This window comes from Micromonospora sp. NPDC048930, from assembly GCF_043197935.1.
In the GTDB taxonomy this organism is placed as follows: Bacteria; Actinomycetota; Actinomycetes; order Mycobacteriales; family Micromonosporaceae; genus Micromonospora.
In genome coordinates this window covers 343,997-359,238 of sequence record NZ_JBICUB010000003.1, presented here as the reverse complement: position 1 = coordinate 359,238, position 15,242 = coordinate 343,997, and the positions used below count along the sequence as shown (strand labels likewise).

The 15,242-nt window shown below is 72.7% G+C and carries 11 protein-coding genes and 1 riboswitch; of the genes, 5 read left to right on the top strand and 6 right to left on the bottom strand.

Features of this window, described 5'->3' with window-relative positions; all coding sequences use genetic code 11:
- Positions 1 to 96: 96 nt before the first annotated feature.
- The 4 genes from ACGFI9_RS10495 to ACGFI9_RS10480 form a co-directional block, all read right to left on the bottom strand.
- Positions 97 to 456: a hypothetical protein gene (locus ACGFI9_RS10495; protein WP_393177268.1), complete on the bottom strand. Its 360-nt coding sequence runs from the start codon at positions 454 to 456 to the stop codon at positions 97 to 99.
- Between the two features lie 88 nt (positions 457 to 544).
- Positions 545 to 1,243 (bottom strand): SDR family oxidoreductase, encoded by a 699-nt coding sequence (locus tag ACGFI9_RS10490; protein ID WP_393177266.1) that lies wholly within the window; start codon positions 1,241 to 1,243, stop codon positions 545 to 547.
- 36 nt (positions 1,244 to 1,279) lie between these two features.
- Positions 1,280 to 1,756 (bottom strand): winged helix-turn-helix transcriptional regulator, encoded by a 477-nt coding sequence (locus ACGFI9_RS10485; RefSeq protein WP_393177264.1) that lies wholly within the window; start codon positions 1,754 to 1,756, stop codon positions 1,280 to 1,282.
- Between the two features lie 71 nt (positions 1,757 to 1,827).
- Positions 1,828 to 3,396, bottom strand: a complete 1,569-nt coding sequence (locus tag ACGFI9_RS10480; RefSeq protein ID WP_393177262.1) for an LLM class flavin-dependent oxidoreductase — start codon at positions 3,394 to 3,396, stop codon at positions 1,828 to 1,830.
- 166 nt (positions 3,397 to 3,562) lie between these two features.
- Here ACGFI9_RS10480 and ACGFI9_RS10475 point away from each other — a divergent pair, with 166 nt between their 5' ends.
- The 4 genes from ACGFI9_RS10475 (at position 3,563) to ACGFI9_RS10460 (ending at position 8,085) form a co-directional block, all read left to right on the top strand.
- Positions 3,563 to 5,392, top strand: coding sequence for a glycoside hydrolase family 3 protein (locus ACGFI9_RS10475; protein ID WP_393177260.1), 1,830 nt, complete (start codon positions 3,563 to 3,565; stop codon positions 5,390 to 5,392).
- 189 nt (positions 5,393 to 5,581) lie between these two features.
- A riboswitch (cyclic di-AMP (ydaO/yuaA leader) is annotated at positions 5,582 to 5,746 on the top strand.
- Positions 5,747 to 5,751: 5 nt separating this feature from the next.
- Positions 5,752 to 6,405 (top strand): transglycosylase family protein, encoded by a 654-nt coding sequence (locus ACGFI9_RS10470; RefSeq protein WP_393177258.1) that lies wholly within the window; start codon positions 5,752 to 5,754, stop codon positions 6,403 to 6,405.
- Positions 6,406 to 6,534: 129 nt separating this feature from the next.
- Positions 6,535 to 7,545, top strand: a complete 1,011-nt coding sequence (locus tag ACGFI9_RS10465; protein WP_393177256.1) for a radical SAM/SPASM domain-containing protein — start codon at positions 6,535 to 6,537, stop codon at positions 7,543 to 7,545.
- Positions 7,546 to 7,623: 78 nt separating this feature from the next.
- Positions 7,624 to 8,085, top strand: coding sequence for a YbaB/EbfC family DNA-binding protein (locus tag ACGFI9_RS10460; protein ID WP_393177254.1), 462 nt, complete (start codon positions 7,624 to 7,626; stop codon positions 8,083 to 8,085).
- A 67-nt stretch (positions 8,086 to 8,152) separates the two neighbouring features.
- Here the strand turns inward: ACGFI9_RS10460 and ACGFI9_RS10455 are convergent, their stop codons facing one another.
- Together ACGFI9_RS10455 and ACGFI9_RS10450 are read right to left on the bottom strand one after the other, a co-directional pair.
- A complete protein-coding gene (locus ACGFI9_RS10455; RefSeq protein ID WP_393177252.1) occupies positions 8,153 to 10,186 on the bottom strand; it encodes a M4 family metallopeptidase in 2,034 nt (677 codons plus the stop codon).
- A gap of 547 nt (positions 10,187 to 10,733) precedes the next feature.
- A complete protein-coding gene (locus ACGFI9_RS10450; RefSeq protein ID WP_393177250.1) occupies positions 10,734 to 11,609 on the bottom strand; it encodes an ATP-grasp domain-containing protein in 876 nt (291 codons plus the stop codon).
- 504 nt (positions 11,610 to 12,113) lie between these two features.
- Here ACGFI9_RS10450 and ACGFI9_RS10445 point away from each other — a divergent pair.
- The gene (locus ACGFI9_RS10445; protein ID WP_393177248.1) at positions 12,114 to 15,236 is read left to right on the top strand and encodes an OmpL47-type beta-barrel domain-containing protein; all 3,123 of its coding nucleotides are present in this window, start codon (positions 12,114 to 12,116) and stop codon (positions 15,234 to 15,236) included.
- The last annotated feature ends 6 nt before the right edge of the window (positions 15,237 to 15,242 follow it).

Here is a 15,242-nt window from a genome sequence, read left to right as displayed (position 1 = left end):
CTCGTCCCGGTTCACCCGGTCCTTGCCGACCGGCTCGCCCGTGGCCCCTGCCGGGTCGCCGGGTCGGTGCCGCGGCCGGCGTTGTCGTCCCGGCGCCTAGCCGCGGACCAGGCGTTGGAGGTGCTCGGCCTCGTGGGCCGACGGCTCGGCCGGCCGGCTGTCCAGCAGCCGCCAGCGGGTCGTCCTGCCGTCCGGGCCGGCCAGTTCGCCGCGCGCCAGCGCCCGGTCGATGTCCCGCCGGACGCGCTGCTCCAGGTGCGGCTCGGTGGCGAAGAGGATGCGCAGCCGCACCTCGTCGCCCACCCGTTCAACGCCGGTGTGGTGCGCCGCGACCGGGCAGGGCGGTTCGTGCTCCCAGTGGCCGCACAGGGCGACGGTGACGGCCGCCCCGGGTGCGCGGTCGTCGGCGTCCGGCGTCATGCCCAGCACGGCTCGGTGGGCGTACCCCTGTCGCATGCCGACACTGTGCCACCGCACCCGTCCTTCGGTGAGGAAGGGCCCCTTCTTATCGCCCAGGCGTTAACAAGGGGCCCTTCCTTGCGCCTCAGGGGAGGGCGGGGTAGAGGGCGGCGACGCCGCCGGACAGGCCGGCGAGGACTCGCCGGGAGGTCTCGTCGGCGACGATCTCGTACTGGTCGGCCTCGATGCCGTCCACCGCGATCCGGGCGATCTCCGCCGGGTCGGACTTCGGCCCGGTCACCCCGGCGGTCATGTCGGTGTCCATGTAGCCCACGTGCAGGCCGGCGACCCGCACGCCCCGGTCGGCGAGCTGGGCGCGCAGCGCGTTGGTCATCGACCACTCGGCCGCCTTGGCCGCGCCGTACGCGCCGACTCCGGGGAAGGTGATCCAGGACAGGGCGGAGAGGATGTTCAGGATCGTCCCGCCGCCGTTGGCCGCGATCCGGGGCGCGAAGGCGCGCACCATCGACAGCGTGCCGAGGTAGTGGGTCTCCAGTTCCAGCCGGATCTTGGCCAGGTCGCCGTCGAGCAGGTCGGCCCCGGTGCTCACCCCGGCGTTGTTGACCAGCAGGGTGACGTCGCCGGCCAGCCGTGCGGCCGCCTCGATCGAGGCCGGGTCGGTGATGTCGAGGCGGACCGGGGTGACCCCCGGCAGGTCTACGGTGTCCGGGTTGCGGGCACCCGCGTAGACGGTGGCGCCGCGGGCCAGCAGCTCGGCGGCCAGGTGCCGGCCGAAGCCGCGGTTCGCCCCGGTGACCAGGGCCGTGCGTCCAGCGATCTTCATGTCTCGCTCCTGAGGAGGTGGCAGGGAGGGGGTGGGTTAGGTCGTGGCCGGCAGGAGGCCCGGGCCGGGCAGCACGTCCACCTCGCCGGGCGGTACGTCGTGCCCGGCGTCGCAGCGCAGCGCGACCTGGACGGCGGCCCCGCAGTCGCGGTGGGCCACCCGGACCGACGGCTCGTCGACGGCGTACGCGTCGCCCCACTGGCGCAGGGCGGCGAGCACCGGCAGCAGGTCTCGCCCCTTGGGCGTGAGCAGGTACTCGTCCCGGGTGCGCTGGCCGGGCTCGCGGTAGGGCCGCCGTTCCAGCAGACCGTCGGCGACGAGCTGCTTGAGCCGGGCGGCGGCGACCGGCTCGCTGACCCCGGCCCGGCGGGCGAAGTCGTCGAACCGCCGGGTGCCGAACGACGCCTCGCGGAGCAGGAGCAGCGTGGTCCGGTTGCCGACCACGTCGAGCGCGCGGGCGATCGAGCAGTTGGCGGTCGACCAGGTGTCGCGCTGGGCGAGGAAGTCCGTCATGCCGACGACGCTACCCGGCTGACTTAGGAAACCAAAAGCCAGCTACGTCACGCCGGGACCGGGAATAACGCTCAGACCTGGCCCGCGTAGAAGCCGTACCGGGCCAGCGGCTCGACGATCACCCGCTCCTCCCACGACAGGTGCGACAGCAGGGTGTCGGTGAGCAGGTCCACCGCCTCCTGGAGCTCGGTGAAGTCGCCCGGCTGCCGGATCAGGTTCACCAGGGCCCGGTCCACGCCCTCGACCACGTCGTGGATCACCGCGTGCTCCTCGGCCAGCCGGTCCAGCACCGGCCCGAGGCCCGCGTCCGAGCGGCGCAGGTGCGGGAAGATCGAGTTGTCCTCCAGCCCGTGGTGCTGGGTCACCACCGTGCAGTACGCGGCGCAGTACGCCCCCAGCGTCCAGTTGTTCTGCCGCATCGTCATCTCGTGCAGGGCGGCCCGGGCCGCCCCGGCGGAGACCGCCCCGCGCTTGACCTGCTCCAGCAGGTCCCGCACCTGGGTCAGCTCCTGGCGCAGGTGGTCGTGCACGTCCACCAGGTGCTGGCCGGCGGCCTGCCCGTGCGGGGTGTAGACGTGCCCGGCCGGCGGGGGTGGGGGCGTGGGCCGGGTGGACTCGTCCCAGAGCGTCCGCCGGCTCAGCCGTACGCCGGGATCGGGGGTGGGGGTGACCGCGAGGCCGGTCGACCCGCCGGCCTCGACCGCCGCCTGCTCCTCCTGGAGGGCGCGGGCACGGCTGCCGGGCGCGGTGCGTTCGGCGGCGACCAGCTCGCGGACCGCGGGCGCGATCTCCTGGCCGAACAGCTGGATGGCCCGGGGCTCATCGCTGCCGAGGATGAAGGTGGAGATGCCGTGGTCCAGGGCGAGCCCGGCCAGCTCCTCCACCCACTGCTCGGGCGGCCCTTCCAGGAAGCCGGTGGTCGAGCGGGTGAACGCGCCGTTGACGTTGAGCAGCCGGCGCACCGCCGCGGGGTCCCGGCCGGCGGCCTCGGCCCCCTCGTCGACCAGCGCGTTGAGGGCAGGCAGCTCCGCCGGCCCCTTCGGCAGGTACGCCAGCGACGGCAGCCAGCCGTCCGCCGCCCGGCCGACCAGCCGCAGCATCCGGGGCTTGTACGCGCCGACCCAGATCCCCACCGGGTGCGCCGGCGCCGGCCCGCGCTTCGCCCCGACCACCCGGTAGTGCTCGCCCTCGACCCGGACCATGCCGCGCCGCCCGGTGTCCCAGACCTCGCGGATCACCCGGATCGCCTCGTCGAGGGCGTCCACCGCCTGCCCCGGGCTGAGCCGCCGCCCGCCGACCGCCTCGATCGCCTCCCAGAACGCGCCGGCGCCCAGGCCCAGCTCGACCCGGCCGCCGGTGAGCAGGTCCAGGCTGGCCACGCTGCGGGCCAGCACCACCGGCTGGCGCAACGGCAGGTTCAGCACGTTGCCGGCCAGCCGGACCCGGCTGGTCGCCGCGGCCACGAACGACATCAGCGTCCAGGTGTCCAGGAAGCCCGGCTGGTACGGGTGGTCCTGGAAGGTGACCAGGTCGAGGCCGGCCTGCTCGCAGAGCTTGGCCAGGGCCACCACCTGCTCGGGCTGCCCGGCGCTTGGCGTGACGAAGCCGCCGAAGAGCAGCTCGTGTCCGTGGTCGGTCATGTCCGTCCCGTCACCTCGTCCGATCTTGCGCGACCTCCGCCACGGTAGCCCCCGCCGGCGCCGGCCCGCGCGACGGTTCCGGAACCTGCACGGATTGTTCACAGTCGATGCGCGCGGGCGTAGGGTCCGGTCACCGGCCTCAGTGTTCCTCCGGAAGGAGCGACCCGTGACCCGCCACCATCACCGCCCTCTCCCGCTGATCCTGCTCCTCGTCGCGGTCACCGCCCTGGCCGCGCCCGTGCCGGCCGCCGCCGCCGTCCTGCCGTACCAGGACCCGTCGCTGCCCGTCGCCACCCGCGTCGCCGACCTGCTGTCCCGGATGACCCTGGACGAGAAGATCGGCCAGATGACCCAGGCCGAGCGCGGCTCGGTCACCGCCGCCGACCTCACCACCTACCGGCTCGGCTCGATCCTCTCCGGCGGCGGCTCCGCGCCGTCGCCGAACACCGCCACGTCCTGGGCCGACATGTACGACGGCTTCCAGCGGGCCGCCCTCGCCACCCCGCTCGGCATCCCGATGATCTACGGGGTGGACGCCGTGCACGGGCACAACAACGTGTACGGCGCGACGATCTTCCCGCACAACATCGGCCTCGGCGCCACCCGCGACCCCGCCCTGGTGCAGCAGATCGGCCAGGCCGTCGCCGAGGAGATCACCGGCACCGGCCTCGACTGGGACTTCGCGCCCTGCCTCTGCGTCGCCCGCAACGACCGGTGGGGGCGTACCTACGAGTCGTTCGGTGAGACCCCCGACCTGCCGTCCAGCCTGTCCACCCTGGTCACCGGCCTGCAGGGCAACACCCTCGGCGGACCCACCTCGGTGCTCGCCACCGCCAAGCACTACGTCGGCGACGGCGGCACCACCGGCGGCGACGACCAGGGCGACACCCAGCTCAGCGAGGCGGACCTGCGGGCCATCCACCTGCCGCCGTTCCAGGCCGCCGTGCAGCGCGGGGTGGGCGCGGTGATGATCTCCTACAGCAGCTGGAACGGGGTGAAGCTGCACGGCCACCAGTACCTGATCACCACCGTCCTCAAGGGAGAGCTCGGCTTCTCCGGCTTCGTGGTCTCCGACTGGAACGGCATCGACCAGATCGACGGCAACGCCGGCTTCACCGCCGCCGAGGTGAGCACCGCGATCAACGCCGGCATCGACATGGTGATGGTCCCCACCGCCTGGAAGAGCTTCATCAGCACCCTGCGCGCCGAGGTGCAGAACGGGCACGTGTCGATGAGCCGGATCGACGACGCCAACCGGCGTATCCTCACCAAGAAGTTCGAACTCGGGCTCTTCGAGCGCCCGTACACCGACCGGAGCTGGACCGCGACGGTGGGCAGCGCCGCGCACCGGACCCTCGCCCGGCAGGCCGTCCGACAGTCGCAGGTGCTGCTGAAGAACGCCGGCGGCGTGCTGCCGCTGGCGCGGGACAACAACAAGATCTTCGTGGCCGGCAAGAACGCCGACAACATCGGCAACCAGAGCGGCGGGTGGACCATCTCCTGGCAGGGATCCTCGGGGAACATCACCCCCGGCACCACGATCCTGCAGGGCATCCGCGCCGCCGTCGGCCCGACCACCACGGTCACCTACAACCAGCGCGGCACCGGCATCGACGGCACGTACCGGGCCGCGATCGCCGTGGTCGGCGAGACACCGTACGCGGAGGGCCAGGGCGACCGCACCGGCAGCATGAGCCTGGACCGCGAGGACCTGCGGACGATCTCGACGCTGCGCAACGCCGGGGTGCCGGTGATCGTGGTGCTGGTCTCCGGCCGGCCGATGGACATCTCCGCCGAGCTGCCCAAGTGGTCCGCGCTACTGGCCTCCTGGCTGCCCGGCACCGAGGGCGCCGGCGTGGCCGACGTCCTCTTCGGCGGGTACGCGCCCACCGGCAAACTGCCGATGACCTGGATGAACTCGGTCAGCCAGCAGCCCATCAACGCCGGCGACGGGCAGGTCCCGCTCTTCCCGCAGGGCTACGGCCTGACGTACTGAAGGGACGGCGACGGGGGGGCCGGCGTGGACGGTCACTGTGGGTGATGAGCCCGCTGATAGACCACGTCCGGCCCCCGCGCAACCCGGACGGCGACGCCGTCGCCCGGCCGGGTGAAGAACTTCACAAGAAGTGGGCGTTCGTCGCAAACCGTTCCTAACGTCGTAGCCGTTCGCGATCGCGGACACCACGGGCCGGTAACGCCTAATTCCGCCACCGGCCCGGCGGTACCTGACCTCAGGCGGGAGCGGGGGACCCACGTTCCTCGGTGCTCGACACCTCGGGGTGAAGCCGCCATGCGCGGCCGGGCTCCTCGGCCCGAACCCGACAGCTCACCTCGTCGGCGTGGAGGAAACCCACCATGGCAAGTGAACACGTCGCTCGTCACCGACGGACCACGCCGCGTCGCCTCGCCGTCGGGGCGCTCGTCGTCGGCGCCGCCACCGGCGCCGCCGCCATCCTCGGGCCGGCCGCACCGGCCAGCGCCTCCAGCGTCAACTGGGACGCCATCGCCCAGTGCGAGTCCGGCGGCAACTGGCACATCAACACCGGCAACGGCTACTACGGCGGGCTCCAGTTCTCCCGGAGCACCTGGAACGGCTACGGCGGCCAGCAGTACGCCGCCCGTGCCGACCTGGCCAGCCGCGGCGAGCAGATCGCCATCGCGGAGAAGGTCCTCGACGGGCAGGGCATCGGGGCCTGGCCGGTCTGCGGCAAGAAGGCCGGCTCGGCCAAGCACTACTCGTCCAGGCCGGACGGCGGGTCGAAGCGGGCGCACAAGAAGGCCACCAAGGACCGGTCGTACCGGGGTGACCGGCCGGTGACCCGCAAGCACCGCGCCACCACCCCGAGCAGCGGCGGCACCTACGCGGTCAAGCCGGGGGACACCCTGTCCGAGATCGCCGACGCGCACAACCTCGCCGGCGGCTGGCAGGCGCTGTACGAGCGCAACAAGCGCGTGGTCGGCGACGACCCGGGTCTGATCTTCCCGGGCCAGCGGCTGCGCCTGCGCTGACCCGGCACCGGACCGGACCACCAGCAGCCGGTCCACCGCACGACGAACGCCCGGCCGACGCTCCCGGCCGGGCGTTCGTCGCACCCGGGACGGCCGGTTTAGCGCGGTCGCACCCGGGCAAGCGAGGGCATGCCGGTCGCTGTCGACGATCCGCCGCTGCCGACGACCCTCCAGCTGGAGGTCACCTCCGCCTGCAACCTGCGCTGCCTGATGTGCCTGGTCCGGTACCGGCCGCCGGTCAACAAGCTGGCCGGGGCGATGCGCCCCGAGCTGTTCCACCGGGTGGTGGACGACCTGCCCGGGCTGCGCGGCCTCACCCTCCAGGGGCTCGGCGAGCCGCTGCTGTCGCCGTACCTGATGGAGATGATCGCGACGGCGGTGGCGCGGGACATCACCGTCGGGTTCAACACCAACGCCACCCTGCTGACCCGGCGGCGGGCCGCGGAGCTGGTGGCCAGCGGGGTGGGCTGGATGCACGTCTCGCTGGACGGCGCCCGGGCCGAGGCGTACCAGCGGGTGCGCGACGGCGCCGACTTCGACACCGTGGTGGCGAACCTGACCGGCCTGGTCGCGGCGAAGCGGGCGGCGGGCAGCGACACCCCGTGGATCCGGGTGGTCTTCGTCGCCATGCGGGACACCGTCGACGAGCTGCCCGCGCTGGTCCGGCTGCTGGGCCGGATCGGCGTCGACGAGCTGCACGTGCAGAACCTGTCGCACAGCTTCTCCGACGCCGACCCCGCCGGCCGGTACGCCGAGATCCGCGCGTTCACCGCCGACCAGGCGCTCTGGACCGGGGTGGACGCCGACCGGGCCGCCGAGGCGTTCCAGCGGGCGGCGGCCGAGGCCGACCGGCTCGGCGTACGCCTGCGGCTGCCCCGCACCGCCACGCCGCCCGCCGCCCCCGGCGACCGGCCGGGGTGCTCCTGGCCGTGGGAGGCGGCCTACATCACCAGCACCGGCGTGGTGCAGCCCTGCTGCATGGTGATGGGCGACGACCGGGTGCGGCTCGGCACGGTCGCGGAACGGTCCTTCCCGGAGATCTGGTACGGCGCGGAGTACCGCGCGTTCCGGCGGCGACTCGCCGGCGACACGCCGCCCGAGGTGTGTCAGGGCTGCTCGCTGTACCGGCGGACGTTCTGACGCGGTGCGCGCACCGCCGCCGTCGGGGGCAATTGCTATCGTCACGGTGCTCCGGAAAGACGTGAAGAAAGCGCGGCTATGACCAACGACCCGTTCTCCGCGGCCGCGAGCCTCGACGAGCTGCTCACCCAGACCCAGCAGGCGCTGTCGTCCATGCGGGCCCGCGCCGCCGAGGACACCGACGGTGATTCCGGGCGACTGCTGCGTGCCGAGGGCGTGGCGGCCGACGGCCGGGTCCGAGCCGTGGCGGTCCAGGGCGGACGGATCGAGTCGGTGACCGTCGACCCGGCCCTCACCTCGGCCGGTTGGGACGGCGTCTGCGGGCAGGTCGTCGAGGCGGTCAACGCCGCCCTGGCCGAGCTCGACGTGCAGGTCAGCGCCTCGGCCCGGGACGACGTCGACGCCCTCGCCGCGCGGCTCGGGGGGCTGCAGGAGCAGTCGATGCGGCAGATGGAGATGTTCAGCCAGGCGATGGAGGGCGTGGTCGCCCGGCTCAACCGGGCCGGGGACACCGCGGCCCGGGCCGACCGGCCCGCCTGAGCCCTGACCCGGCGAAGCGGCCGGTCGTCGGGAGGACGACGACCGGCCGCTCGCGTTGCTGATCGGATCAGCTCAGGGTGACCGCGGTGTCGTCGACGACGAACGAGGTCTGTAGGGAGCTGTCCTCCACGCCGCTGAAGGAGATGGAGGCGGTGGTGCCGGCCAGCGACGAGATGTCGAAGGACTTCTGCACGTAGCCGGTGTTCTTGTTGAGGTTGGAGTAGGTGGCCAGGGTGGTGCTGCCCGCCTTGACGGTCAGCTTGTCGTACGCGGTGGTCGTCGTCGACTCCGCGGTGTCGATGTGCAGCCAGAAGGTCAGCGTCGCCCGGCAACCCGACGGGATCGTCACCGACTGGGACAGGGTGTCGGTGTGGGTGGTGCCGTAGCCGTCCAGCCACGCCTTCCACGAGCCGCTGTGGGCCGCCTGGCCGGTGTCGGTGGTGATGACGCCGGAGGAGGCGCTCCAGCTCACGTTGCCCGACTCGAAGCCGGGGTTGGCCAGCTTCTGGCCGGAGCAGGAGCCGGTGGGCGGCGGGGTGGTGCTGCCGGAGCAGGTCGGGTCACCGGTCTGGGCCGGCACGCTGACCGCGTCCCAGGCGGCCTTGACGGTGTTGAACTCGGTGCAGCCGGTGCTGCCGTAGAGGTTCTTCGCCGCCTGCAGGGTCCAGGTGCGGTACTTCAGGTACGACGACGACGTGGTCTTCAGCAGCATCGCGTTGTACATGATCTTGATGGCCTTCTGGATGCCCAGGCCGGTCACCGTGCTGCCGTTGCAGGTCGGGCTGGTCGGCTGGCCGTTGGTCGGGTTGCTGCCCATGGCCAGCAGGTAGAACCAGTGGTTGCCCGGGCCGGCCGCGGCGTGCACCTCGGTGCTCGGGATGCTGCTGGAGTAGCAGTTCGGGTCGCCCAGCGCCGACGGGTTGTACATGTTGCGGATCGGGCCGCTGCCCACCAGGTTGACCTCTTCGCCGACCAGGAAGTCCGGCGGGTCGTAGGTGGACGGCTCGTTGGCGTACCACTCGGTGGCCGCGCCGAAGGTGTCGGCGACGAACTCCTGGGTGCCGCTGCCGGAGATGCCACCCGGGGTGTGGTCGTCGATGCCGTGGCCGATCTCGTGCGCGACCACGTCCATCGAGCCGATCCAGCCGCCGGCGGTGTTCTTGCCGATCTGCACCTGGGTGCCGTCGTAGTAGGCGTTCTGGTCGTTCAGGCCGACCCGGATTGGCCAGTAGCCGCCGTTGCCGTCGGCGCCGTTGCGGCCGAGCCAGGCCGAGAGCATCTTGTCCTCGGTCTGCGCGCCGAAGAGCGCGTCGACGCAGCCGGTCTCCTTGTTGGTGGCGGTGCCGTTGCCCCAGACGTCGTCCGAGCCGCTGAACGTGGTGTTGGTCGCCGCGTCCTGGCAGACCAGGGTGGGCTTGCTCGGGTCCTTCATGGAGTACGTGCTGCCGGACAGCGTGGTGTTCAGCGTGACCGGCCCGTTCCACGCGCCGGTGCCGCTGCCGGTCACGATGTGCTCCTGCGTGCGCAGGACCTTGCCGGTGAGGGCGTCGACGTCGACCGTGAGCCGGCTGGGGCCGTCGGCGTCGGTGCCGCGCACGGTGGTCTCCCAGGCCAGCGCCGGCTGGGCGCCGAGGGTGTAGACGACCAGGCTGCTGCCCTCGACGGCGGTGACCGTCTTGAGCTGGGCCCGGGCGGTCTGCTCGGCGGTTGCGGAGGTCAGCTTCGGCGTGGTGGCCAGGTTGCCGATGGCCCGCTCCTGGGCGACCGAGGCGTACTTCAGGTTGCCGGCGGAGTCGGTCGCCAGCACGAAGTCACCACCGGTCACCGGCAGGCCCTTGTAGGTGCGCTCGTAGGAGACGTACTGGGTGCCCTCGGAGGAGAAGACCTGCTTCTGCACGAACGCCTCGTCGGCGCTCGCGTGCAGGTACGAGGGGCGGGAGGCGACCAGCGCGCTGGCCGACTTGGCGGCGATGGCGCGGGCCTGGGCGGCGTCGGGCGTGGGACTGGGCGGGGCGGCCTGCACGGCCGCGGCGGTGCCCGCGGCGATCAGGCCGGCCGCGGCCGCGCCGGAGAGCGCGGCAAGGCGGGGTGAGAGCTTCAAGGGGGTGTGCTCCTGTTCCTAGGCGCGCCGCACGGAGCCCGGTGGGGGCGCGTGGCGCGGTGTAGCCGTGAGGCGGGCGACGGCCGCTCTCCGAGGCATGCCGGCGTGGCCCCGGTTCGACAGATCGACCGCCTGAGCCGCCGGGGGTCGGCGACTCGTGGAGCACAATCACACGGTCCCGGGCCCGGAGCAATGGGTGACCCGGGCAACCGTCACCTTTCGGTCGCGGCCCGGAAAGCGACGAACCAAGGAAGCCATGATCTTCTATAGCCCCTGATCAGGGCTGATGCCGTCCTGAGTGGACGATTAAGCGTCCATTTCGCGACCATTGCCGCTCTCGACGGATGGCGCGTATTCCCCCTCGGTCAAGATGTCGATCACTCCGGGGCCTTCCGGACCGCCGGTCGGTGCCGAACGGGCCCTGATGATCATCCGTACGGTGGATGTCACTACGCCGTGTCCGCCCGGTTACCGACTGGTAACGAATGATCGACGACTGTCTCATCGTGCCCGGTCCGCCGGACCGGTGCGGCGTGCCCCGAGACGATCACCGGGACGCGGGGGTCGGCGCGGCGGCGAGCAGCGCCTCGATGAGGGCGGCCGGATCGAGGCTGGCCGGCCGGTCGCTCACCTGACCGTCACCGAGCTCGATCACCCGCCACCGCCCGTCCGTGCGCCGGGCCAGGTCGACCGTCACGAACGGCAGGTCGAGCGCGGCGACCGCCGCGGCCGGCAGGGAGAGGTCCGGCCCGCCCTCGGGTGGCTGCTCGGGGGTGTCCGGGTGCGCTCCGGCCAGCACGCACCGGCCGCCGATCCACCAGGTCCGCACCTCGGCGCCGGTGAACGGCTCGAAGCGGCGCAGCACGAACCCGCCGGCGAAGTCGTCCTGCCGCAGTTCCCGCAGCCGGGTCGCGACCCGCCACGCGGCTGCACCGTCGGCGAGGTCCGGGACGAAGGCCGCCTCATGCCAGTGGTGCTTGGCCGACTTCACGTGGTCGCGCAGCACGGCCGGCCCCGGGCCCAGGGCGCGCCGGGCCTCGTCGAACGCCGCCCGGTCGGATCCGGCCGTCCAGGCCGACGCGGGCGTGACGGCGGCCAGGGCGGCGTACCACCCGGGCAGCTCGTGGGCGCGCCGGTACCGCTCCGGCGTGGTCCACAGGTGGACGTCCCGGGCGGCGAGGGCCTCGGTGAGGGCGGCGTACCGGTCGCTCGAGAGCATCCAGCCCCGGTAGACGGCCCACCCCGGGGTGCGTACCGCGGCCACCGCCCGGGCCGGGTCCCCGCCTGCCGCGAGGAGGTCGTGGTCGATGAGGGCGACCGGCGCCCCGGCGGCGCGGGCGGCGTCCGCCTCGGGGGCGAAGTGGGGATCCGGCCGACGGGGCCGGAGCGGGTCGGCGGGAAACAGCAGCAGCACGGTGTCCATCCTGCCGGGGGTAGGAATCCTTCGGCCACTTTCGTTTGCTGCGTAGAAAAGTAGTCACGAAACCAACGAAAGCTATGGACACGCTGAAGGTAAGTCAGTAGTGTCGGGCACCATCAATATGTTTCGTCGAGATGAACTACCCGGCACGGTAGCTCTCGACTGTGGCCCACCGGCGGCGCAACACGTCTGGTGACCACGACCGGCCAGGGATGGCCGTACCCCGGGTCAACGCATCACGGCGGCCCCGCCTCACGGGCCGACCGACCGTCCGTACCCGACCGATCGCCAGCTCCGACGTACCACCGTGCCCGGCGGCCGCACCGCCGGCGTGGTGACAGCTCTCCACGCACATCGGACGACCGTGGCCGCCGGCCACGGCCGGGGATCCCGTGCGGCCTGGGAGGAGGCCGCCGGGCTGCTGAGCCGGCATCCACAGCTCCGCCGGACCGACGACACCCGACGCACGCTCCGCCCGCTGTCTCCCGGACCGTGAAAGAGGCTTCCATGAACCCACATCCACCGCGGGACCGGCATTCCCTGAGCCGGCTCCGGAGATCGGTGGCCGCCCTCGCCGCCCTGGCGCTGCTGACCACCGGCCTCTCCTCGTCCCCGGCGAACGCGCGGCCGGCCGACCCGGAACGGTCGGCGTCGGCCGCCGCCCCGGCGCCCCTGCAGGCCCAGGTGCTCACCTGGACGGCGGGCGACAACTTCCTCGCCTACCGGTCGGCGCCCACCACCGCCGTCGCCGGCCCGGCCACCCTCGTCTTCGAGAACAGCGCCGCCACCGGCAACACCACCGGGATGCAGCACACCCTGACGTTCGAGACCGGTGACAGCCGGTACAACAGCGACGTCGACGTCAACATCCTGGCCGATCCGACGGACGCCAACGGGGGTCGCTGGACGGTCGACGTGGTGCTCTCCCCAGGCACCTACCGGTACTTCTGCTCCATTCCCGGCCACGGCGGGATGACCGGACTGCTGGTGGTCAGCGGGGGCAGCTCCGACACCACGGCCCCCACCGTCACCGCCGCGGTGACCGGGGAGAAGGACGCCAACGGGGCGTACGTCGGCAGCGCCACGGTCACCCTGTCCGCGTCGGACAGCGGCTCGGGCGTCGACCGGGTCGAGTACGCCCTGGACGGCGGCGCCTACGGCACCTACTCCGCGCCGGTGACGGTGAACCAGCCGGGCCAGCACACGGTGAGCTACCGCGCGACCGACAAGGCGGGGAACACCTCGACGGTGCAGCAGGTGTCGTTCACCGTGGTCGAGCCGGCCCCGACGGACACCACCCCGCCGACCGTGACGGCCGCCGTGACCGGCCAGCGCGACGCCAACGGGGCGTACGTGGGCAGCGCGACCGTCACCCTCTCCGCCACCGACACCGAGTCCGGGGTGGACACGGTCGAGTACTCCCTCGACGGGGCCGCATACGCCACCTACGGCGCGCCGGTGACGGTGAACCAGCCGGGTCAGCACACGCTGAGCTACCGGGCCGCCGACAAGGCCGGCAACACCTCGTCGGCGCAGCAGGTCTCGTTCACCGTGGTCGAGCCGCCGCCCGTCGACACCACCCCGCCCACCGTCACCGCCACGGTGACCGGCCAGAAGGACGCCAACGGGGCGTACGTCGGCAACGCCACGGTCACCCTGGCCGCGTCGGACAGCGGCTCGGGCGTCGACCGGGTGGAGTACTCGCTCGACGGCCAGCCGTACGCCGCCTACTCGGCGCCGGTCGTCGTCGGCCAGCCGGGCCAGCACACCGTCAGCTACCGGGCGACCGACAAGGCGGGGAACACCTCGTCGGCGCAGCAGGTGTCCTTCACCGTGGTGGAGCCTGCCCCGACGGACACCACCCCGCCGACCGTGACCGCCTCGGTCACCGGCCAGCGGGACACCAACGGGGCGTACGTGGGCAGCGCCACGGTCACCCTCTCCGCCACCGACACCCAGTCCGGAGTGGACAAGGTCGAGTACGCGCTCGACGGCGGCGCCTACGCCGCCTACACCGCACCGGTCACCGTCAACCAGGCGGGGCAGCACACCGTGAGCTACCGGGCGACGGACAAGGCGGGGAACACCTCGCCGGCGCAGCAGGTGTCGTTCACCGTGGTGGAGCCGGCCCCGGCCGACACCACCCCGCCGACGGCCAGCGCCACCGTGACCGGCCAGCGGGACACCAACGGGGCGTACGTGGGCGGCGCCACGGTCACCGTGACCGCGACCGACAGCGGCTCCGGGGTCGACCGCATCGAGTACTCGCTCGACGGGCAGCCCTACGCCGCGTACACCGCCCCGGTCACGGTCAACCAGGTCGGCCAGCACGCCGTCAGCTACCGGGCCACCGACAAGGCCGGCAACACCTCGTCGCCGCAGACGGCGTCGTTCACGGTGGTCGACCCGCCCGCGCCGGACACCACGCCACCGACCGTCAACGCCACCCTCGCCGGGCAGCTCGACGACACCGGGGCGTACGTGGGCAGCGCCACCGTCACCCTGACCGCCGCCGACAGCGGCTCGGGCGTGGACCGGATCGAGTACTCCCTCGACGGGGAGCTCTACACCCGCTACGCCGTCCCGGTCACCGTCGACCGGCCGGGCCAGCACACGGTCAGCTACCGGGCCACCGACAAGGCCGGCAACACCTCCGCCGCCGCCTCGGTCGCGTTCACCGTGGTCGCCAGCGGACCGCAGCCGGACTGCGTGAAGGACACCCGGCCGACCGTCTGGCTCGGCACCGTCGACAGCGGCGTACCGAACCGGGTGGTCGACGGCGACTGCACCATCAACAACGTCATCGAGGACGAGCGGAGCTGGGCCAACCACGGCGAGTTCGTCTCGTACGTCACCGCGGTCGCCGAGCACCTGCACCACCTGGGCGTCATCACCCACGCCGAGCACGGCAAGCTGGTCAGCGCCGCCGGCCGCTCCGGCGTCGGCAAGCCGGCGGGCAAGGACGGCTACCAGCCGATCCTCGACTCCACCGCCGCCTCCTTCGGCCGCTGGCAGCACGTCGGCGCGGGCGGCTTCAGCCGCAACGCCGACGGGTCGGTCACCAGCAAGGCGGAGCCGGGGCTCGGCATGCTCTGGTACCCGGTCTCCGCGTACGGCGACTTCTCCCTGAAGTTGCAGTGGCGGGACGAGGCCCCCGGTGACGGCCGGGCCAACAGCGGGGTCTTCGTCCGCTTCCCCGACGTGCGGAACCACCCGACCGAGTCCCGGCCCGAGTGGGTCGCCATCAAGTACGGCCACGAGCTCCAGATCTTCGACCGGCCCGACGGCGACCAGTACAAGAGCGGCTCGGTGTACGGCTTCGACCGGGTCGACCTGGCCGGCGCCGGCGTCACCCCGAAGGGCACCTGGAACGACTACGAGATCCGCGTGGTCGGCCAGCACTACTCCGTCTTCCGCAACGGCGTGCTGATCAACGAGTACGTCAACACCCCCGACGCCGTCTTCAGCCCGCCCCGCGCGGACGACCCGGGCGGCGCCGGGCGGCAGAGCGCCAGCGGATACGTCGGCCTGCAGAACCACGGCACCGGTGACGTCGTCAGCTTCCGGAACGTGCGGATCGCCCCGCTGACCGCCTGCTGCCCGGGCGGCGCCGGGAACACCTGCTGCTGAGCGAGC